Here is a 19,543-nt window from a genome sequence, read left to right as displayed (position 1 = left end):
GAACCCGAAGACGGGAGAAAAGCCGCGAAACGCGCTGCCGCCGCGCTCAGCGCGCAATGCCGCCGCCGGCCGGCGGAACGAGCTTGACGATGATGAGGGAGATGTTGTCGCCGGCACCGCCGGCACGCTCCCGCGCCATGCGGACCAAACACTCGGCCGCCGTGCGGGGCGGATGCGCCTGGATGGTTGAAGCCAGCTCGAAATCGGTGAAGTATGCCCACAGGCCGTCGGAACACAGCAGGAAGCTGTCCCCCGCGTCGGGCGCCTCGGCAAGGCCGTACTCGATGCACGGCTCGCGCTCGCTGCCAAGGCAGGACAGCAACACGTTGCGCTGCGGATGCTTGAGCGCCCCGGCCTCGTCGAGCCGGCCCTTGCGCATCAGTTCGCCGACCAGCGAGTGGTCGCCGCTGCGCGACACGGTATCGGTGCCGCGAAAGTAATAAAAGCGCGAGTCGCCGCAATGCGCCCAATAGGCCTTGCCCTGCTGCAGCAGGAAGGTGACTGCGGTACTGTGCGGATCCTTCTCGCTGGTGAAGCGGGTCAGCTTGATGACGGTGTGCGCTTCATCGATGACGCTCGACAGCAATTCCTGCGGCGTCTCGTGCAGCGGCGCATAGGATTCGAGGTTCTGCCTGGCGCGGATGATCACCTGCTCGGCAGCCATCGCCCCCCCGCTATGTCCGCCCATGCCGTCGGCCAGCGCGGCCATCATGATGCCGGGACGCTTCGGATGCGCGAAAAGACCGACACGGTCCTGCTGCTCCGAACGGTCGCCGATATGCGTGGCAACACAGGTTTCCGCGGAAAAGGCCATTGGCGAACATTCTTTGAAGAGGCGCAGATCATATCAACCGGATATGGAGCCGGGGCGGCCGCCAACGCCGAAAACGCGCCGGGCCATCCGGATGCCGTGAAAAAAATCACGTCCCTCCCGATATCGCCTCCTTCATCGACACGAATCCTTCCATGCCCGCGCCGGCCGACACACGCGCATGATGCCCCCACGCCAAACCCGACCTGCCCGCCTCCGATCGCGTATGCTGCTGATTGCCATTGACTTTCCCCAGGGCGACGGTTAGAGTTCTCGATTCTTTGCAAACCCATCAACTGGAGCAGCACCATGTACGCGGTGATAAAAACCGGCGGCAAGCAATATCGCGTTGCCGCTGGCGAAAAGATCAAGGTAGAACAGATACCGGCCGACGTGGGTTCCGAAATCACCATCGATCAGGTTTTCATGGTCGGTGAAGGCGAGTCCGTGAAGATCGGCACGCCGGTGGTCTCCGGGGCTTCCGTCAAGGCGACTGTGGTTTCGCACGGCCGTCACGACAAAATCAAGATTTTCAAGATGCGCCGCCGCAAGCACTACCAGAAGCACCAGGGGCATCGTCAGAACTACACCGAGCTTCGCATCGAAGCGATCTCGGCCTAAGGCGCAGGGGGTAATCCGACATGGCACACAAAAAAGCTGGCGGCAGTTCGCGTAACGGCCGCGACTCGGAATCGAAACGCCTCGGCGTGAAGCGCTACGGCGGCCAGTTCGTGCTCGCCGGCAACATCATCGTCCGCCAGCGCGGCACCGAGTACCATCCGGGCGACAATGTCGGCATCGGCAAGGACCACACCCTGTTCGCGCTGAAGGACGGCGTCGTGCAGTTCGCGGTCAAGGGCCCGTCGAAGCGCCGCACCGTGATCATCGTGCCCGAAGCGGCCTGATCACTCGCGCCACGCGCTTTGCAGCACCAAAGCCCTATCCTTGCGGTAGGGCTTTTTTCATTTTGAAGGTTGATCAGGCATGAAGTTTTTTGACGAAGCCCGCATCGAAGTCTTCGCCGGCGATGGCGGCAACGGTGCGGCCACCTTCCGCCGCGAGAAGTTCATCCCCAAGGGCGGCCCCAGCGGCGGCGACGGAGGGCGTGGCGGCAGCGTCTATGCCATGGCCGACCGCAACCTCAACACCCTGATCGACTACCGCTATACCCGCAGCTTCCGCGCCGAACGCGGCGAGAACGGCGGCAGCCGCGACTGCTACGGCAAGGGCGGCGAGGACATCACGCTGCGCTTCCCGGTCGGCACCGTGATCCGCGACCTGGAAACCGAAGCGCTGATCGCCGACCTCGACGAAGACGGCAAGAAGGTGCTGATCGCCCGTGGCGGCCGTGGCGGCCTGGGCAACATCCACTTCAAATCCAGCGTCAATCGCGCCCCGCGCAAGAAGACCATGGGCCAGGAGGGAGAGCGCTTCGCGCTGCACCTCGAACTCAAGGTGCTCGCCGATGTCGGCCTGCTGGGCATGCCCAACGCCGGCAAGTCCACCTTCATCCGCAGCGTGTCGGCCGCCAAGCCCAAGGTCGCCGACTACCCGTTCACCACCCTCGCCCCCAACCTGGGCGTGGTGCGCACGTCGGAGAACCGCAGCTTCGTCATCGCCGACATTCCCGGCCTGATCGAAGGCGCGGCCGAGGGCGCCGGCCTGGGGCACCAGTTCCTGCGCCACTTGCAGCGCACCCATGTGCTGCTGCACCTGGTCGACCTCGCCCCCTTCGACCCCGAAGCCGATCCCGTTGCCGACGCAAGGGCCATTGCCGGCGAGTTGCGCAAGTACGACGAGGCCTTGTACGACAAGCCGCGCTGGCTGGCGCTGAACAAGCTCGACCTGATCCCCGAGGAAGAACGGGCGGAGCGCGTCGCTGCCTTCCTCGAAGCCTACGGCCCGGTCGAGCGCCATTTCGAGATTTCCGCACTCAAGAGCGAAGGCACGCGCGAACTGATTTTCGCGCTTCAGGACTTCCTCGATGCGGAACGCGCGCGCATCGAAGCCGAACGTGCCGAACGCCATGCAGCCGAGGCCGCGCGCCTGGCCGCGATCGAAGCCGAACGTGCGGCGGCCGATGCCGCCTACGTGGCTGATAGCCTGGGCGAAGACGAGCTGCCCGAAGACGAAAGCGCCGGAAACACCCCCGACGACGAAACCCGCTGAGCCGGCACGTCGCGCCCTGTTTTGACCCCAAGGTCTGCCACAGATGAGAACCAAGATCCGCAACGCCCGCCGCCTCGTGGTGAAAGTCGGCAGCGCCCTCGTCACCAACAACGGCGCCGGCCTCGACAAGGAAGCACTCGACGGCTGGGCACGCCAGATCGCCGTGCTGCGCGCCGAGGGGCGCGAGGTCGCGCTCGTCTCCTCCGGCGCCATCGCCGCCGGCATGCAGCGCCTGGGCTGGCTCCGGCGCCCGCACGAGATGAGCAGGCTGCAGGCCGCCGCGGCCGTCGGCCAGATGGGGCTGGTCGAAGCCTATGAAAAAGCCTTTTCCCGGCACGGCCTGCAAACCGCGCAGATCCTGCTGACGCACGAAGACCTCTCCGACCGCACGCGCTACCTTAATGCCCGCAGCACGCTGACCACGCTGCTCGAACTCGGCGTCGTGCCGATCATCAACGAGAACGACACGGTCGTCACCGACGAGATCAAGTTCGGCGACAACGACACCCTCGGCGCGCTGGTCGCGAACCTGATCGAAGCCGACGCACTGATCATCCTCACCGACCAGCAGGGCCTGTACACCGCCGATCCGCGCCGTGACCCCACGGCCACACTGATCGCCGAAGGCCGCGCCGAGGATCGCCGCTTCGAGGCCATGGCCGGCGGTGCCGGCAGCGGCATCAGCAAGGGCGGCATGATCACCAAGATCCGCGCCGCCCAGCGCGCCGCACGCAGCGGCGCCCACACCTGCATCGCCAGCGGGCGCGAACGCGACCCGCTGCTGCGCCTGAGCGCGGGAGAAGCCATCGGCAGCCTGCTCTACGCCAGCAGCAGCCCGCTGCAGGCGCGCAAGCAGTGGCTGGCCGACCACCTGCAACTGGCGGGCGACCTGATCATCGACGACGGCGCCGTGCTCGCCTTGAAGAGCGGATGCAGCCTGCTGCCAGTGGGGGTTGCCGAGGTTCGCGGCGATTTCGCACGCGGTGCGGCCGTGGCGTGCCGGACCACTGCGGGAGAAGAAGTGGCGCGCGGGCTGGTCAACTACAGCGCGGCCGAATGCCGCAGGATCGCGCGCAAGCCGACGGCCGAGATCGAGAGGCTGCTTGGCTACGTCGATGAACCCGAGCTGATCCATCGGGACAACATGGTCAGCCGATAGACGGCCGCGCCGAAGCACACGCCTTACCACGCACACCGCTGGCGTTTTCCCGGCGATGCCATCAGAATCGATGCATCGCCTATTCACGCTGCCGTCCGTCATGCGCCGCGGTTTCACGAGGCGCTTGGCGGGCGGATTTGTGCCTGGACTGAAATGATCTCCTTGCCGGACACCATCACCGCTCGCCTGCGCGAAAGGGCGCGGCGGGACGCGGCTTCTCCAGCCTACCTCTTCCAGCCGGAAACCGGCGGCGCGTGGTGCGCCATCGGCTGGCAGGAAGTCGCCGCGACCGTCGATCGCCTCGCATACGAATTCGCCAGGCTCGGGTTGAGCCCGGGCGACCGTATCGCCATCATGCTCCCCACGTGCCCGGAGTGGGAGTTCTGCCACCATGCAGCGCTGGCGGCAGGAGGTGTCGTCGTCGGACTCGACCGCCATGATGCCGATACGAACCTCGCGCACATCCTGTTGCTGACCGAGCCGCGCATCGTGATCGCACAGGCTACGAACGATCTCGACCGGCTTTCGGCGCTCTGGGGAGGCGAGGCGATCGGTATCGTCGCCTCCGCAAACGCTGAAGCACCGGCGCGCGGACGGCTACTCTCCGACCTGCTCGCCTCCCGCCCGGAAACGATGCCTGTCGCGCACGTCCCGCAAGCCGAAGACACCGCAACGATCGTATTCACCTCCGGCAGCACCGGTACCCCCAAAGGCATCGCCTATTCGCACCGGCAGATCACGCTTGCGGTTGACGCCTTGATCGCGTGTTTTCCCAGCGTACGCAACGGCGCGCGCACAGTGTGCTGGCTGCCACTGGCGAACCTCTTTCAGCGCATCCTGAATCTGGTGGCGCTGAATTGCGGTGCCCACAGTTACTTCGTCGGCCAGCCCGACAGGTTGGTGCAGTGCCTGCCCGAGATTCGCCCGACACTGTTCGTCGGCGTCCCGCGCTTTTATGAAAAACTGCATCAGGGGATCGTCTCCCAAGTGCGTCGGCAACCGCTCCCCCTGCGCATCGTCGTAGAAGCGGCCTGGGATATCGGCTGCCGCCACGCCGCCGCGCTGCGGGACGGCAGGTCTGCGCCTCCCTGGGTGCGCCTGCTACATCCGCTCTCACGCAGCATTCTCCAGCGCATCCGCCTCCTGGCCGGCCCGGAGCTTCAATTCATGGTCAGCGGCTCGGCCGCCCTCCCGCCCTGGCTGCTGGAACGCTTTCACGGCCTGGGCTGGCTGGTGCTCGAAGCCTATGGAATCAGCGAGAACGTGGTGCCCATGACGATCAACCGGCTCGACGACTTCCGCTTCGGCAGCGTGGGACGCCCCTTGCCGGGCAACCAGTTGCGCATTGCCGACGATGGCGAACTGCTCGTGCGGGGCCCCGGTGTTTTCCGCGGCTACTATCGCGACACCGCTCCTGCAGACTCGCTGGACGGCGACGGATTCCTGCACACCGGCGACTTTGCACGTCTGGACGATGAAGGCCGCCTTTGGCTCGAAGGACGGAAAAGCGAGATATTCAAGACATCGACCGGACGACGTGTTGCACCGGTACCCATCGAAACAGCCCTGAAGCAGATCGACTACGTAGACCACGCCGTCGCCGTCGGGCGCAATCGGCCCTTCCCGATCGCAATCCTGACACTGGACGCGCAGTCCGAACATCTCGCCGAGCTCGATGCCACAGCCCGGGCGCGTATTGCCAACGACGTCGCTAGTGCCTGCGCCGGACTTCCCGTGCATCAGCATCCAGGCGCCCTCATCGTGTCCAGGCGCCCGCTGAGCGTGGCGGACGGAGAGCTGACGGCCAACCTGAAGCTGCGCCGCGCCCGGATAGAAGAACGGTTCGCCGCCGGCATCGATCGGGCCTACGCCGATTCACAACAGGCGGCACGAACCACGCTGCCCATCATCGAGATGCCATGAACCACTATTTCCTTACGGGTGCCTCCGGCGCCGTAGGCAGCGCCATCGTGCCAATGCTGCTTGCCAAGCCCGGCAGCATCGTGCGAATGCTGCTGCGCGCCGACTCTGCCGAACACCTCGCCGAGCGCTTCGAATCGCTCTGTGCATTCTGGCGCCTGGCGCCGGATGACCCCGCAAGGGCACGCCTGATACCGCTGCGCGGCGATGCCGCCCTGCCCGGTTTCGGACTGGCCGCGGAAGCCTATGAGACGCTGCTGGCCGATACCACGCACGTCATCCACTGTGCCGCAAGCGTGCGCATGAACGACCCGCTCGACGCGGCGCGCCGCTCGGCGGTCGGCTCTGCCCTGGCCATCCTCGATCTAGCCCGCCGCCTAGCGGAAAACGGCGTACTGGAAAAAGTGGAGTTCGTGAGTACCGTGGGAATCGCCGGCAAGCGCCAGGGCATCCTGCCTGAACGATGGATCGACGAATCCCGCAGCTTCCACAACACCTACGAACAATCCAAGGCCGAGGCCGAGGCGCTCGTTCGCAAGGCGATCGAGGACGAACATCTGCCGATCACCGTGCACCGCCCCAGCATGGTCATCGGGGATTCACGCGACGGCCGCATCATCCACTACCAGATCTTCTACTACATCTGCGAGATCCTGTCGGGGAGCAAGACCTTCGGGCTTTATCCCGATCTCGGCGATGTACGGCTGGACATCATTCCCGTCGACCAGGTCGCAGCGGCAATCGTCGCTGCAAGCGGGGAGCCGGCGACAGCCGGAAGGATCTTTCATCTCTGCTCCGGCCCGGGCACGGCCCCGCGGCTGGATGAACTGAAGACCATCCTGCGCGAGATCTTCAGCAAGCACGGCCGCAAGACCCCGCGCAGCATCACCCTCCCGGCGAGCTGGTTCAGCGCCCTTCCACGGATCGCCGGCTGGCTTCTCCCGTCGCGCCGCCGCGCCCTCTCGACACTGCCGATCTACATGGATTACCTGGCGGACCAGCAGGGCTTCGGTAACGATGCCTATCTTGATTGGCTATCGCAGAGGGGCGAGGCACTGCCTTCCCCATCCGCCTACCTTCCCGTCGTCGTCGGCCGCTACCTGACACGCGGTACGGCCAAGACATAGGCCCAGCATCAGTCCTTGCTTCGCCGCCAAACGCGAGCCTGCCGCAACTTGCTCCACAGCACCAGCAATGCGGGCAGCAGCAGCAATTCGAGCATCTGCCCCGAAAGCAGGCCGATCGCGGTCAACATGCCGAAATTGGCGGTGGGCACGAAATCGGATGTGGACAGCAGCAGGAACTGCGACACCAGCAACAGCGAAACCGCCATCACGGCGCGGCCCGAGGCCTCGAAGCTGCGCGCAACGGCAAACACGGTGCTCATGCCCTTCGCACGGCGTTCGTGATAGCTATGGAAGAGGTGGATCGTGTCGTCCACCGTGATGCCGAGGACCACACCCGCGATCAGCACCGTCGCCATGTCCAGGTTGATGCCCATGCCCCCCATCAGAGTGAACACGAAGTAAAGCGGAGCAAGGTTGGGCAGCATGCCGATGATGGCGGTCGATACCGAACGCCACAGCAGTGCGAGCAAGATGAAGATCTGCCCGAAGGCCCCCATGAAACTGTGCAACTGCCCCGTGACCAGCAGGTCTTCCTGGTCTGCGAACAGACGCCCATAGCCGGCGAACTGCCATTTCAGGCCCGGCACGCCTTCCGCTGCAATCAAACCCTCGATCTTCCCGATGACGTCCTGGATCGCATTCGCGCCATGGACATTCAGGTTCAGCAGGATCCGCATGCGCTGGTACTCGCCGTCGACGAGCTCTTGCAGGTCCCGCCCGTCGTAGACCAGCAGCAACTGACTCAACATCCTGTCGTCGTCGGGCAGGCGGCGGAACTGCGGGTCTTCTTCGTTGAACGCCCAGTTCATCTCCTCGACGATGTCCATCATCGACAGCGCGCGATCGACTTCGGGCAAGGCTTCCACCTTCGACTGCAATGCCTTGATGGCGCCGAGCCGCTGTGCGTCCTTGAAGGCATCGCGCCCGGTGCCATCGACCACGATCTCGAGCGCGGTCACGCCGACGAGTTCGGCCTCCACCCGGGCGGTCGATTGTGTCAACGGATGCGCCTCGCCAAAGAACTTCAGGAGGTCGGACTCTGCCTCGACGTTCAACACCAGTGGAACCGTCGCGACCACCACCACCAGCGCACTACCGACCACCCAGCCGGCGCGCCGCATGCCGAAGCGGGCAAACGCGTACGAAAGGCGCTTCGTCCAGGCAAAGCCACTCCCCTCCCGTGGCCAGCGCCGGTTGTCGAATTTCATCAACAGGGCGGGGACCAGGTAGAAGACGACGAAGTAGATCGTCAGCACGCCCAGCGCGGCAACCATGCCGAACACCTGTATCGGCGGGATCTGGACGAGCACCAGGCTCAGCATGCCGGCCGCGGTGGTCAGGACGTTGAACATCGAGGGCGCATGCACGGTCTGCAGCGCAAAAACGATCCGCTTCGGCCGCCGGAAACCCGCCTCCTGCATCCGCTTGGCCGCGGCGTACAGGTGAAGCAGATTCGACACGGTATAGGCCGACAGGAGTGTCGGTACCATCGCCGTCACCAAAGTGTACGGCAAGCCGATCGCCGCCATCACGCCGACGCAGAACACCACGACCGTACTCATCGCCACCGCGCCAATCACGACCGGGGCCAGCCGCCCCACCACCCAGTAAAGCAGCAGCAGCCCCAGCCCCATGACCAGCGGCGTAAACACCAGCGAATCGTGCAGCATCGACCGGAGTTCGGCCGCATCGAGCGCGACCGTGCCGGCAACCGCGACGAGCTTGTCCTGCAGGCGCTCATCCTCCACCGCAGCATGAAACTCGCTTTCGATCGACTGGCGCTGGCGGCTTTCGTCGAGCTGCTGGGTGCGTACGATCACTGCAAGCGAGCGCCCGTCGCGCGAGGCGAGCCATCCCGGTGCAAAGCGGTCTCCGAGAACCCTCGCCCTGCGCGCCTCCTCGGTTTCGTCCGCCAGGCCGTCCGCATCGACCAAGGGCTCGACGACGAAACCGTCGGCACTGCCGGCGATGTGATCGACGCTGGTCACGGAGAACACGCGATCGACGTCGGCATGCCGCCCAAGCCGCTCCACGAGCCGATGGATCGCCGCCACCGTCTGTGCCGAGTAGATCCGGTCGTCGGAGAAAAGGCCGACGAGAAACTCATCGTTCGGAAACTGCGCTCTCAGCTCGCGCTCCAGCACGCTCGCCGGCGAATCCTCGGGAAAATAAAGCCCGGGCGCGTTATTCAGGTCGAGCCGCAGCAGCAACGCGCCGCACACCAGGTGCACGGCGATGATGATGGCCAGCGCCGGGCGCCAGCGCATCAGGCGCGGTTGCATGACCACACGCTTCAGGGACTGAAACCAGGAATTCTGCATTGTCTGCCTTGCACACGGACCTGAATCAGCCAGAACCGGCGACGGCTCCGCCCCTAAGGCTCCGCCTTGTCAGAACTTGGCCAACCAGCCCAGCATGACCGAGTCATTGCGGTCATAGTAGCCGCCGAGCGTCTTTTCGGCACCGTCGAAAACATGCGCGGCGATGAAGATCTCATGCTCGTCGATACCGGTGTACGTCAGTTTGGGGTTCAGGTAGAGATCGCGCTCGCCGATACCGACGACGAAGCGCAGGTCGGCACGCCAGCGTCCTCTGGCGAACGGATGCTCGATCTCTCCATTGAAAGCATAGAACTCGGTCCGGTCCAGCACCCGCTGGTCGACCGAGGTCTTGTGCCCGCTCACTTGGAGCGTCACCCGCGTTTCTCCATCACCGGGGAAGAACTCGGTGCCGAGCACCACGTCGAATCCGCGTCGGGTGAGGAAGCGGAAGTCCCGGGTCGTGACCGGAACGTCGCTGCTCCAGGCCGCCTCCATGCGCCAGGTCGCGCCCAGGCGCTCGGCTTCCAGTTCTCCGCCGAGCACCGTGCTGTACGGATGCACCGCCTGCAGCACGCCCGGCGTCACGCGGTAGTAGGGCTGCGACTGCCGTACGCGCTGGATGCTGAAGCCATAGTCCAGCTCATCCCCGCCCTTGGTGACACGAATGCCTCCGCCGCCACTGCCGTTCTGGTCCGCCTCCTTCACCCTGAAGCCCTTCAGCAAGGGTATCTCGCCCAGGCCCAGCAGCCGGCCTCCCTCGGTATCGACCGGATGCCACACGCTGCGCCGGTCGGGCATCACGGCATCATCGAAGGCCGGCAGCCATACCGCGTCGATCTTGATTTCGTCGACATAGTGTTCCACGCGCACCGCGGGCACCGCGCGGCGGCGCTCGGGAAGCTTGTCGAGAACGATGCGGGTCAGATCCGCCCGGCTCATCCGATCGATCGGAGATATCTCGTCGACGCGCCCCCACATGATGTTCTGTGCGCCCACCGTGACACGCGTGTCGTCTCCGCGCCAACGCAGATAGTTCTCGGCATAGTCGACACGCAGGCGCGTGTAATCCTGGCCCCCGAACTGGGTGTTGGCATCGAAGCGCGCGCCAAGCATGTACTCCCACGCGCCTGCATGCCCTCTTCCGCTTACCGCACCATGCAACAACCCGGAGCCCGACGCCTCGGGATGGTCGACAAGGCCGCCGGTTTCCAGCCACAGCGTATCCACCCTGGCGTCGAACGCGCCTTCGTCGTCCTCGGCCGCCAGACTGCCCGCCGCGCCCCCTGCCGCCAGGCACAGCGCCACGACCCGTGCCAGTCCGCTCAATCCCTTCATACGTGCTCCCGAAACCATCCCATCCCTATGCCCGGCGCGGATCACGGCCGAAACTCCTTCTCCATTCGCTCTTCTTCCAGGGCCTTGGAACCGAACAGGCGGGCGGGCAGCTTGCGGTCGTAGACAATGCGATTCACCGTCAACCGGGTCTGATGCCCACTGCCGAGGTCGGTCAGGACACTGTCCATCACCGTCCAGTACCCTTCCACCTGCGCGTGCTTTTCCACCAGCAGGCGTTTGCTCGGCTTGTCGGCGCTCTTCTCGAAAAAATCCACCCGCAACGGCAGCAGGCTCACCGGATCGATCCAGCTCACCCGCCGGACATACACCGAATTGCCCGCCTCGGCCGGAATGCTTTCGAGCACCTCGCAATCGATCTCGCCGATGCGCTCCTGGCCGATCACCCGATGCACGTCCTTCGTCGGCTTCCGGTCGCGCAGATCCTCGAAGTAATAATCCGAGTTGACGAAACGCCCGCCCTTGCGATTGGAGTCCACCCTGCGCACCCGCTGCATCGCGGGCAGGTAGATCCACTGATTGGTCTCGCCATCTGCCAGGTCCTGGGTAAGCAGGCCCGTCCCGTCGATATCGGCCGGCGCGGTAAACCGGATCAGCGTCGACACGTTGCCCGAATCGGCACTGGCACGATACAGAAACAGACTGCGCACACGCGGGCTGCGATCCTTCTCGGTCAGCGTCATCGTCACCGCCGAGGATGCATCGTCCCCATCAGGGCGGTCGTATACCTTTTGCGCCAGCTGCATCCCGGCATCATCGGCGAACGACTGCGCGGCCAGCACCAGGCCGGCCAGCAATACCAGCACCCCGCGCTGCATGCCCGGCCAGCCGCAGCGGGAATGAAATGGTGTCGTCGTCATCACTCCTCCGTCGAAATTCCTGCCGCACCAGGCAAGGCCCGGCCGATTCTAACCCAGCACCGCCGCTCGCCCTGGCCTCAGGATGCCGCGCCGAGCTTTTCCAGGCGCCGCTTGGCGACGTAACTCTTCAGGCGCTGCAGGGGATGCCGGTTGCCCATCCATAGCCGGCGATGGCGGAAACGCCCGAGGCGCGCATCGAGGTAGGTATACCACGGCACGCAGCGCAGCTCCTCGGGGTGCAACAGCGCAAGCAGCGCCTGCGTGGTGATGAATCCGGTGCACAGCTTGCATCCCGCGATCGAACTCGGCCCCTTGCGCGCCTTGAGGTTGATGAAAGCCGGATCCAGATACTTGAGGTGGTACATCTCGGGCGCGAAGCCGAGCATGAACTGGACGATCTTCTCGTCCTCGCTCATGTCCGGCGTAATCGCAAAGAAATCCGCATAGGACATGCCCTGCGGCCCGAATGCCAGCACACCGGCCCCCAGCCCGAGCGGCACCGCGGCGATCGTCGCCAATCCGCGTTCGGTTGCGGCATTGACCAGCAGCGGATGAATGTCGACTGCGAAGGCATCGACCGCATCGATCGCCAGGTCGACACCGGCAAGGAAGGCACCGATATTGGCCGTGTCGATCCCCCCCGGAAAGGCCTCGATCTGCAGCTCCGGATTGATCTGGAGCGCGTACTCGATCATCACGTCGAGCTTGCGCCGGCCGATCGTCTGCATGTTCGCGCCATACTGACGGTTGAAGTTGACCAGCTCGAACTCGTCGAATTCGGCAAGGTGGAAATGTCCCACGCCCGCCCGCACCAAGCTGATCAGGTAGTCGCCTCCCACCCCGCCCATGCCGGCGATCGCGACCGTGGCATTGCGCAAGCGCTGATGCTCATCCGGACTGACGACACCGAGGTTGCGGCTGAAGGCTGGGTTGTAGTCGAAAGCAGTCAAGATGATCTCCACAAATCACGTTGATGCGATCTTTTCGCACAACGGCAGCCGTGGCAAGCGGGGCGGTGTCGATTTTTTTTACACCCCACTCGCAAGGTCCGCAAACAAAACGCACAACAAGATGTTTTATATAGATTTTTTAAACATGGCACGCCGCATGCTTATACAGCGCAAGGGTATATAACCGCAGTGGTCAGACAACCCTCCACACAGGAGTACTAAACATGAAAATCAAGGCACTTACCGGGCTGCTCGCCGCTTCCACGATCTTCGCGTCTGGCGCTGCGATGGCCGATCCGTTCTATCTGAATGTCGGCACATTCACGCCGAACTATTTCCAAGACGGCGTCACGTCGAACATCGCCCAACTCGGAGTGAACTGGGCCGCGACCTCCACATTCACCGACGATGATGGCACGCTTGGCCTGAGCATCGGCGACTCCGTGCTAGACATTGGTCGCGGAACCGTCAGCAGCTTCCTGGGGGGTGCTGGAGCGATCACCGGCGGCAACAACCACGAAGGCATTGGCAACAATTATTCCATCTGGTTTGAATACAACGACCTCGCAGGCACGATTGCCGCGGTCAATCCCGGCAACGGCAATGTTCTGGCGAACTACACCTCGGGCACGATCAAGGTTTATGGCTCAGAAATTGACGGCGATGGTAACACCCCCAACGCCATTGAGCTTCTGACGCTGAACGTCTTCGGCAGCGATGCGGATTTCGCCAACGCCATCATTTACGCAACGGTCTCTGACCCGCTGCCCGGCACCTGGTTCTTCCCCCCCGCAACCGACTGGAGCGGATTGACCGTGGCGATCAACATGCGCCTCGACACCAATCTGGATCCCGATGCCGCCGTGACAGACAATGGCGACGGCACGTACAGCCGCTCGAGCACCCTGGATGGCAGCGTGGTATTCAACCGCGTTCCCGAACCGGGCGTCCTTGCGCTCCTCGGCATCGGCCTCGTCGGTCTTGGCGCTGCTCGTCGCGCGAAGAAGATCGCGTAAGCCAGACTTCGGCAAGACAAAAAACCCCGCCTGGGATATCCCAGGCGGGGTTTTTTATTCTCGCGTTATTAGCGCCCCTCAAAGCACAGGCAATAAGAACCGTGCTTTTCCAATGACGGTTGGGAGTTTTTTTAACCTGACGGGCAATCGAAGCAGCCAGAGAGTAGACCAACAAAGCGCTCTTGCCGCTACACATTCTCCGCACCCCGGCACATACTCCTGCGCGCGGCAAGAGTCTCATACAGCCAAGCGAAGATATTCCCGTCGAACCTCGGGCATGATCACGCTGCGCCCCCAGCCCCCTTCGGCTGCAGCCGATTTGGTCCTGTCCGCACTCATGATGAAATCGTAAACACTGACATTGCGGCTTGCGAGCGCAGCACGCACGGCATGCGCACCGACGACATAGGGCTGGCGCGCAGGCACCACGTCGCCATTGAGCGGCCCCGCCTCCACGAACGGGAAACCCAGCCGATTCAGCAGACGGGCCAGCGAAGGCTCCATTGCGGCAAGGCAATGCGTGATGCCATATTGCCCGGCAAGATGGAAGAGCTCCCGATACAGCCCCAGGGCCACCATCGAGCCGTCGCGCCGAAATCTCTGCCCGCCCCTCCTGCTCTCCAGCATCTGCCCACGCGAACGGCGCAGGCGTGGAGACAGCGTCAAGCGACCGATTTCACCCAACTGCTGCCTTGACACCCCCCCGAACTGCGACATGCGATAGCGCGCGCTTACATTGAGCCCGTTGGGCCCCGGGAGTATCAGCCTGGAGCACCCGACTGCATCTCCCGCCTCTCTCGAGCGGCAAAGCACATGCACACTGTGAATGTCGTACCTGTCGCTCTCGATCGCCATTCCCTTGGCGCACATGCCGCTGGACGGGACGCGCTTCAGCTCTTCACAAAAGACTTCGTGCCTCAAGGCAAGATAGTCGCAATACGCCGCGGTACCTGGCGCGACCACCAGGTACTCGTATTCCGTCAAGAGCATTTACACATTCTCCGCAGCGCCTTGTTCTGCTGCACACTTGTTTTATCCAAATATGCCCGGATTGGGGTATCCGGTGTATTTGCACGAAAGTACCGCAGATCGCGCGGCTTCGCCCTGCTGCAAGTGTAAATGTGTTCGTGAAAAATTTCACGGATCGAAGCTTATTTATGTTGCCTCACCGGACTCCTTCCAGGCCTGCATGAAGCGCAGCACGTCCGCCTCGCGCGCACCCAGGCTGCGCTCCATTTCCGTAGCGCTGATCAGATACACGCGCCGCGGCGGGGCTACCTGTTCATTGACGGGTCCAATCGCCACGAACGGAAAACCGAGGGACGTGAGCGTGCGGCTGAAGAGGTTGTCCATCGCCGCTACGCAATAATCGATGCCGACCTCTCGGCAGAGGCGGTAAATCTCGCGGTACATGCCGAGCACGAGCTCCGGCTGATGCCTCCGGAAGCCATCGGGCTTGCGCAGCATTTCGCTTTCAGGGTCCCCATGCGCCGGTTTGCCCTGATCGCTGTGGCGGCGCCGATACCGTGCGGCGATCGCCATGCGGGAAATCTCCCCGATCCGGTCCGCAGTCGCACCCGGATACGGCAGTGGATCGTCGATGACATAGCGAGGCGTGACGTTCAGCCCCATCTCGCTCGGCAGAATCACCCGCGCGAAACCGGCAACCGAGCCCGTCTCCTTGTGCGTTGCCAGAAAGTGCCGGCTATGGCAGTCATAACGATCGGTCTCGATCGCCTGTCCATTGCTTGCCATCAAGCCCGTCGGATCGACCCTGTGCAATTCCTCGCAAAACACTTCATGGCGTGCCGCAAGGTAACGCTCGTACGCCGGCGTTCCCTCCTTGACTTCATCGAATCGAAAATAGGTGGTTTCCATATTGACCTCTACAGATCCTGCGCCCAAGACCGCGGATCAGGCCTTGTGACCCGTTACGATAAAAACGCCTGCCGCGACCAGGCGTCTTCCTGCAGCGACATCCGCTGCCAGATCTTCGTACAGCTTGCGGCAATCGAGCGCATCCCCGATCAGCGATGCCTTGTAGCCGAGCAGTATGTTGAACAAGACCTCGAACGGCAGGTCCGTGCTCGTCATGGCGAGAACGCGCGTGCTGACCTTCGTGAATCCAGCAGCATGCATCATGCCCTGGAGCTTTCTCCCTACGAAGCGGTCGCCCCCTCGGGCTGCCTGCACCTCCTGCGCCTTGTCGAGCACGGCGGCAACGCGCGCCTCCTCTGGATGGCAGATGACGAGTCCATCGTCCGAATCGACCACGCAGAACACCCCGCCGGGGCGAAGCGCGCGATAGGCTTCAGCGACAACGTCCTGCCGCTCGGGCACGTGCTGAAGGACAAAGCGCGCATAGGCGAAATCGACGACCGCGTCGGCGAGCGGCAACTTGCTGCCATACGCCTGATGAAGGAAAAGCCCCTTTTTGGGAGGGCGCGACACATTCCCTTCTACCTGGGAGAGCAGGCTGGGGCTCGGCTCGACAGCGTGCACCCTGCCCTCCCGCGCCAGATCAGCCAACAGGTCCGTGACGAAGCCCGGGCCGCAACCTATCTCCAGAACATCATGCTCCGGCTTGATGCCCGCCTGCCGAAGAATACCGGCCTCCAGGGCACGGATCGATCCCGCCTGCACACGCAGCCTCTCGGTCTGGTAGCCGGCATCCTTCATTTTCTCAATGTCATAGGAACCGCCTGACATGCTGACACTCCTTTTTTCCGAGCCCCCCAGCCCTTGTGGCAAGCAAGGACACCAGCCGCCAGACCGGCTCGCGATGACGCGAGAACGGCAATCCGGAGGTAATCTCTAGATTAGTCCAAGACAGCATACATATCCTTCCCCTGTGCAGCGAAAAGAACGCAATCAAGCGACAATGTCGCTGTCGCTCTCAATGATACACATCCCGCTCTTCCGCCAACGGAGGATCATTCGCCCTCTGCGCGAACAATGACGTTTAGTTTGTGGGAACATGGGAGGTGCTTCCCTCTCCCCGCTCGCCTGTGTCAATCAGCATATTGCCCATCGAAACGAGCCGCGGAGGGCCCCGAGGAACAAGTCAGAGACCAGAAACCCGTGCCAGCATTCGACGATTCCAACCTCCGCAGCGGCTTCAATCGCTATTTCCGAATTGATACTGCGCTCGATGGCGCCTTGCTTGATGAGGCCTTCCGCCTGCGTCATGCGGTGTACTGTGAGGATTTGCGATTCGAGCCCCAGCGCCCGGACGGCAGGGAATATGACGAATTCGACGCCCACAGCATCCATTGCCTGCTGCGTAGCATTACGCCACCGAACGAGTCCGTCGGCTGCACGCGGATCGTGTTCGCCAACCCCGAGAATCCCGAGCTCCCCCTGCCGTTCGAACGGAGCTGCGCCGATGTGCTTGATCGCAGGATCATCGACCCGGCGAAACTGCCTCGTGACCGAATCGCCGAGATCTCGCGTCTGGCGGTGGCAAAACGCTACCGGAGCCGCAAGGGGGAAAGGCAGGCTCAATTATCGATAGGCCCGGACGATTTTTCCGGCACCAGCCAGCCACGTTTCCCATACATTCCCGTCGGGCTTTACATGGGTGCGATTTCCCTCGCCATACGCAACGACATCGACACCCTGTTCGTGCTGACCGAACCTCGCCTCGCGAGCCATTTTGCCCGCCTCGGAGTTGATATCAGGCAGATCGGCGGCCCGATCGAGCACCGCGGCACGCGTGTGCCTTCGGTCGTCGACGTCCCGAGTGTCGTCCGCAACATGCGCATGATCATGCGCCCGCTCTGGCACACGATCGACGAGGAAATCGCACGCAGCCTGAAACAGCGTTAAAAACAAAGCGGCCTCGAGCATTGACGCCCGAGGCCGCGGTAAACACCGTGACCGGTCATGGCAAGCCGAAGCTCGCCGTGATCGTCCTTATGATTTCAGCGCTGCCTTGATCTGATCCAGCGTGCTCGGATCGTCGATCGTCGTCAGGTCGCCTGCATCGCGGCCTTCGGCCAGCGCCTGGATCGAGCGTCTCAGCATCTTGCCGGAACGCGTCTTGGGCAGTCCGCCGATGAAGTGCACGCGCGCCGGACGCGCGATGGCACCCAGGCTCTCGTCGACTTTCTTCATGACTTCCTTTTCGAGCGCGGCACGCTTTTCTGCGGTATCGACGTCATCGGCGTTCTTCACCACGGCGAAAGCCATCGGCATCTGGCCCTTGAGCTGATCGGCCACGCCGACCACGGCGACCTCGGCAATCGCCGGGTGGGCCTGCACCGCCTCCTCGATCTCACGCGTGCCGAGGCGATGGCCGGCAACGTTGATGACGTCATCCATGCGGCCGAGGATGGTGTGATAACCCTTCTCGTCCTTGATGCCCCAGTCGGACGAGGAATACACCACCGGTTCGGCGAACAGGCTGAAATAGGTGGACACGAAGCGGTCGTCCTGCCCCCATACGGTCGACAGGCAGCCCGGCGGCAGCGGCGGCACGATACCGACGATGCCTTTCTCGTTGGCGCCGCATTCGGTGCCGTCCTCGCGGAAAATGCGCAGGTCGTAGCCATACACCGGGAAGGCGGGCGAACCGAGCTTGATGGGGCTTTGCTCGACGCCGCGGCAGATGGCGAGCATCGGCCAACCGGTTTCGGTCTGCCAGTAATTGTCGATGACCGGAATGCCGAGTTCTTCCATGATCCACTGGTGCGAGGTCTCGTCCAGCGGCTCGCCGGCCAGGAACAGGTGCTTGAGCGAGGACAGGTCGTACTTCTTGAGGTAGGCCGGGTCCTGCTTCTTGAGCACACGTACCGCGGTGGGCGCGGAGAACATCACGCTGACCTTGTACTTTTCGACGATCTGCCACCAGATGCCGGCATCCGGCCGCAACGGCGTGCCCTCGTACATGATCGTGGCCATGCCGGCGATCAGCGGGCCGTAGATGATGTAGCTGTGGCCGACCACCCAGCCGATGTCGGAGGTCGAGAACATCGTCTCGCCCGCATCGCCGGTGAAGATGTGCTTCATCGACGCGGCCAGCGCCACCGTATAGCCGCCGGTGTCACGCTGCACCCCCTTCGGCTTGCCCGTGGTGCCGGAGGTATAGAGGATGTAGCTCGGCTCGGACGACTCCAGCCACTCGACCGGCACCCTGGCATCGATGTGCCTGGCGCGCAGTTCAGCGTAGTCGACGTCGCGGCCCTCGACGCGCGGGAAGCCCTTGTCCAGGCCGCGATCGACGATCAGGACCTTGGCCGGCGGGAATTCCGCGAGCTTGCACGCTTCATCCACCAGGTGCTTGTAGGGCACCGGCTTGCCATTGCGCATGCCGGCGTCCGAGCTGACCATCAGCACCGGCTTGGCATCGTCGATGCGGGTGGCGAGCGATCCAGCTGCGAAGCCGCCGAACACCACGGAATGGATCGCACCGATGCGTGCGCAGGCCAGCATGGCGAACGCGGCCTCGGCGATCATCGGCATGTAGATCAGCACGCGGTCGCCGCGCTTGACGCCGAGGTCCTGGTAAATGGCCGCCATGCGCTCGACTTCGCGCTGCAGTTCGGCAAAGGAGTAAACCTCTTCCTCGTTGGTCTCGGTGGAGATGTACACCAGCGCACGATCGTTCGGACGCTGGGCCGCATGGCGGTCCACCGCGTTGTAGCAGAGGTTGGTTTCGCCGCCCTTGAACCACTTTACGAACGGCGGTTTCGAGAAGTCGCAGATCTGCTCTGCGGGCTTGTTCCAGTGCACGAGCTGGGCCTGCTCGGCCCAGAACCCGTCACGGTCCTCGATCGAACGGCGGTGAAACTGTTGATAATCGGTCATTGCATCCTCTCCCTCGTTGATTCCCTCTATCCTGCAAATGACTGTCGCC

At 63.4% G+C, this 19,543-nt stretch carries 17 protein-coding genes; 8 read left to right on the top strand and 9 right to left on the bottom strand.

Translation table 11 applies throughout. From position 1 onward, the window contains the following. Positions 1-46: 46 nt before the first annotated feature. Positions 47-814 carry a PP2C family protein-serine/threonine phosphatase gene (locus C666_RS04585; protein ID WP_004334389.1) on the bottom strand — a complete coding sequence of 256 codons (768 nt, stop codon included), beginning with the start codon at positions 812-814 and terminating at the stop codon, positions 47-49. Between the two features lie 306 nt (positions 815-1,120). On the opposite strand from C666_RS04585, the gene rplU reads away from it, so the two are divergent. From rplU to C666_RS04555, 6 genes are all read left to right on the top strand, one after another. Beyond that, positions 1,121-1,432 carry a 50S ribosomal protein L21 gene (gene rplU / locus C666_RS04580; RefSeq protein WP_004334388.1) on the top strand — a complete coding sequence of 104 codons (312 nt, stop codon included), beginning with the start codon at positions 1,121-1,123 and terminating at the stop codon, positions 1,430-1,432. A gap of 20 nt (positions 1,433-1,452) precedes the next feature. After that, positions 1,453-1,716 carry a 50S ribosomal protein L27 gene (gene rpmA, locus C666_RS04575; protein WP_004259048.1) on the top strand — a complete coding sequence of 88 codons (264 nt, stop codon included), beginning with the start codon at positions 1,453-1,455 and terminating at the stop codon, positions 1,714-1,716. 79 nt (positions 1,717-1,795) lie between these two features. Further along, positions 1,796-2,980 (top strand): Obg family GTPase CgtA, encoded by a 1,185-nt coding sequence (cgtA, locus tag C666_RS04570; RefSeq protein ID WP_004334387.1) that lies wholly within the window; start codon positions 1,796-1,798, stop codon positions 2,978-2,980. Positions 2,981-3,023: 43 nt separating this feature from the next. Further along, on the top strand, positions 3,024-4,139 hold the full coding sequence (proB, locus tag C666_RS04565) for a glutamate 5-kinase (protein ID WP_004334386.1): 1,116 nt from the start codon (positions 3,024-3,026) through the stop codon (positions 4,137-4,139). A 153-nt stretch (positions 4,140-4,292) separates the two neighbouring features. Then, the gene (locus C666_RS04560; RefSeq protein WP_004334385.1) at positions 4,293-6,062 is read left to right on the top strand and encodes an AMP-dependent synthetase/ligase; all 1,770 of its coding nucleotides are present in this window, start codon (positions 4,293-4,295) and stop codon (positions 6,060-6,062) included. Continuing rightward, complete coding sequence (locus tag C666_RS04555) at positions 6,059-7,186, top strand: SDR family oxidoreductase (RefSeq protein WP_004334384.1); 1,128 nt, start codon at positions 6,059-6,061, stop codon at positions 7,184-7,186. Before C666_RS04560 ends, C666_RS04555 begins: the two co-directional genes overlap by 4 nt. 8 nt (positions 7,187-7,194) lie before the next feature. Here C666_RS04555 and C666_RS04550 read toward each other — a convergent pair whose 3' ends face one another. The 4 genes from C666_RS04550 to C666_RS04535 form a co-directional block, all read right to left on the bottom strand. Further along, complete coding sequence (locus C666_RS04550) at positions 7,195-9,468, bottom strand: efflux RND transporter permease subunit (protein ID WP_245603943.1); 2,274 nt, start codon at positions 9,466-9,468, stop codon at positions 7,195-7,197. Between the two features lie 108 nt (positions 9,469-9,576). Then, positions 9,577-10,842 carry a hypothetical protein gene (locus tag C666_RS04545; RefSeq protein WP_004334382.1) on the bottom strand — a complete coding sequence of 422 codons (1,266 nt, stop codon included), beginning with the start codon at positions 10,840-10,842 and terminating at the stop codon, positions 9,577-9,579. Positions 10,843-10,883: 41 nt separating this feature from the next. Then, complete coding sequence (locus tag C666_RS04540) at positions 10,884-11,720, bottom strand: outer membrane lipoprotein-sorting protein (RefSeq protein WP_245603944.1); 837 nt, start codon at positions 11,718-11,720, stop codon at positions 10,884-10,886. A gap of 77 nt (positions 11,721-11,797) precedes the next feature. After that, positions 11,798-12,670, bottom strand: coding sequence for a ThiF family adenylyltransferase (locus C666_RS04535; protein WP_028792353.1), 873 nt, complete (start codon positions 12,668-12,670; stop codon positions 11,798-11,800). A gap of 224 nt (positions 12,671-12,894) precedes the next feature. Here C666_RS04535 and C666_RS04530 point away from each other — a divergent pair, with 224 nt between their 5' ends. Continuing rightward, a complete protein-coding gene (locus tag C666_RS04530) occupies positions 12,895-13,686 on the top strand; it encodes a PEP-CTERM sorting domain-containing protein (RefSeq protein ID WP_004334379.1) in 792 nt (263 codons plus the stop codon). 237 nt (positions 13,687-13,923) lie between these two features. On the opposite strand, the gene C666_RS04525 is transcribed toward C666_RS04530, so the two are convergent. The 3 genes from C666_RS04525 to C666_RS04515 form a co-directional block, all read right to left on the bottom strand. Then, positions 13,924-14,676 carry a GNAT family N-acyltransferase gene (locus C666_RS04525; RefSeq protein WP_004334378.1) on the bottom strand — a complete coding sequence of 251 codons (753 nt, stop codon included), beginning with the start codon at positions 14,674-14,676 and terminating at the stop codon, positions 13,924-13,926. 165 nt (positions 14,677-14,841) lie between these two features. After that, positions 14,842-15,564, bottom strand: a complete 723-nt coding sequence (locus tag C666_RS04520) for a GNAT family N-acyltransferase (RefSeq protein ID WP_004334377.1) — start codon at positions 15,562-15,564, stop codon at positions 14,842-14,844. A 36-nt stretch (positions 15,565-15,600) separates the two neighbouring features. Further along, positions 15,601-16,395, bottom strand: coding sequence for a methyltransferase domain-containing protein (locus C666_RS04515; RefSeq protein WP_004334376.1), 795 nt, complete (start codon positions 16,393-16,395; stop codon positions 15,601-15,603). A 372-nt stretch (positions 16,396-16,767) separates the two neighbouring features. Here C666_RS04515 and C666_RS04510 point away from each other — a divergent pair, with 372 nt between their 5' ends. Next, positions 16,768-17,514, top strand: a complete 747-nt coding sequence (locus C666_RS04510; RefSeq protein ID WP_004334375.1) for a PEP-CTERM/exosortase system-associated acyltransferase — start codon at positions 16,768-16,770, stop codon at positions 17,512-17,514. Positions 17,515-17,601: 87 nt separating this feature from the next. Here the strand turns inward: C666_RS04510 and C666_RS04505 are convergent, their stop codons facing one another. Beyond that, positions 17,602-19,494: a propionate--CoA ligase gene (locus C666_RS04505; protein WP_004334373.1), complete on the bottom strand. Its 1,893-nt coding sequence runs from the start codon at positions 19,492-19,494 to the stop codon at positions 17,602-17,604. Positions 19,495-19,543 lie beyond the last annotated feature (49 nt).

This window comes from Thauera linaloolentis 47Lol = DSM 12138 (assembly GCF_000310205.1).
In the GTDB taxonomy this organism is placed as follows: domain Bacteria; phylum Pseudomonadota; class Gammaproteobacteria; order Burkholderiales; family Rhodocyclaceae; genus Thauera; species Thauera linaloolentis.
The sequence above is the reverse complement of the archived record's forward strand: the minus strand, read 5'-3'. Positions and strand labels throughout refer to the sequence as shown.

Bases quoted from the DNA above. Each gene is read 5' to 3' on its own strand.
- C666_RS04585 (WP_004334389.1), bottom strand. From the start codon at position 814: ATGGCCTTTTCCGCGGAAACCTGTGTTGCCACGCATATCGGCGACCGT.
- rplU (WP_004334388.1), top strand. From the start codon at position 1,121: ATGTACGCGGTGATAAAAACCGGCGGCAAGCAATATCGCGTTGCCGCT.
- rpmA (WP_004259048.1), top strand. From the start codon at position 1,453: ATGGCACACAAAAAAGCTGGCGGCAGTTCGCGTAACGGCCGCGACTCG.
- cgtA (WP_004334387.1), top strand. From the start codon at position 1,796: ATGAAGTTTTTTGACGAAGCCCGCATCGAAGTCTTCGCCGGCGATGGC.
- proB (WP_004334386.1), top strand. From the start codon at position 3,024: ATGAGAACCAAGATCCGCAACGCCCGCCGCCTCGTGGTGAAAGTCGGC.
- C666_RS04560 (WP_004334385.1), top strand. From the start codon at position 4,293: ATGATCTCCTTGCCGGACACCATCACCGCTCGCCTGCGCGAAAGGGCG.
- C666_RS04555 (WP_004334384.1), top strand. From the start codon at position 6,059: ATGAACCACTATTTCCTTACGGGTGCCTCCGGCGCCGTAGGCAGCGCC.
- C666_RS04550 (WP_245603943.1), bottom strand. From the start codon at position 9,468: ATGCAACCGCGCCTGATGCGCTGGCGCCCGGCGCTGGCCATCATCATC.
- C666_RS04545 (WP_004334382.1), bottom strand. From the start codon at position 10,842: ATGAAGGGATTGAGCGGACTGGCACGGGTCGTGGCGCTGTGCCTGGCG.
- C666_RS04540 (WP_245603944.1), bottom strand. From the start codon at position 11,720: ATGACGACGACACCATTTCATTCCCGCTGCGGCTGGCCGGGCATGCAG.
- C666_RS04530 (WP_004334379.1), top strand. From the start codon at position 12,895: ATGAAAATCAAGGCACTTACCGGGCTGCTCGCCGCTTCCACGATCTTC.
- C666_RS04525 (WP_004334378.1), bottom strand. From the start codon at position 14,676: ATGCTCTTGACGGAATACGAGTACCTGGTGGTCGCGCCAGGTACCGCG.
- C666_RS04520 (WP_004334377.1), bottom strand. From the start codon at position 15,564: ATGGAAACCACCTATTTTCGATTCGATGAAGTCAAGGAGGGAACGCCG.
- C666_RS04515 (WP_004334376.1), bottom strand. From the start codon at position 16,395: ATGTCAGGCGGTTCCTATGACATTGAGAAAATGAAGGATGCCGGCTAC.
- C666_RS04505 (WP_004334373.1), bottom strand. From the start codon at position 19,494: ATGACCGATTATCAACAGTTTCACCGCCGTTCGATCGAGGACCGTGAC.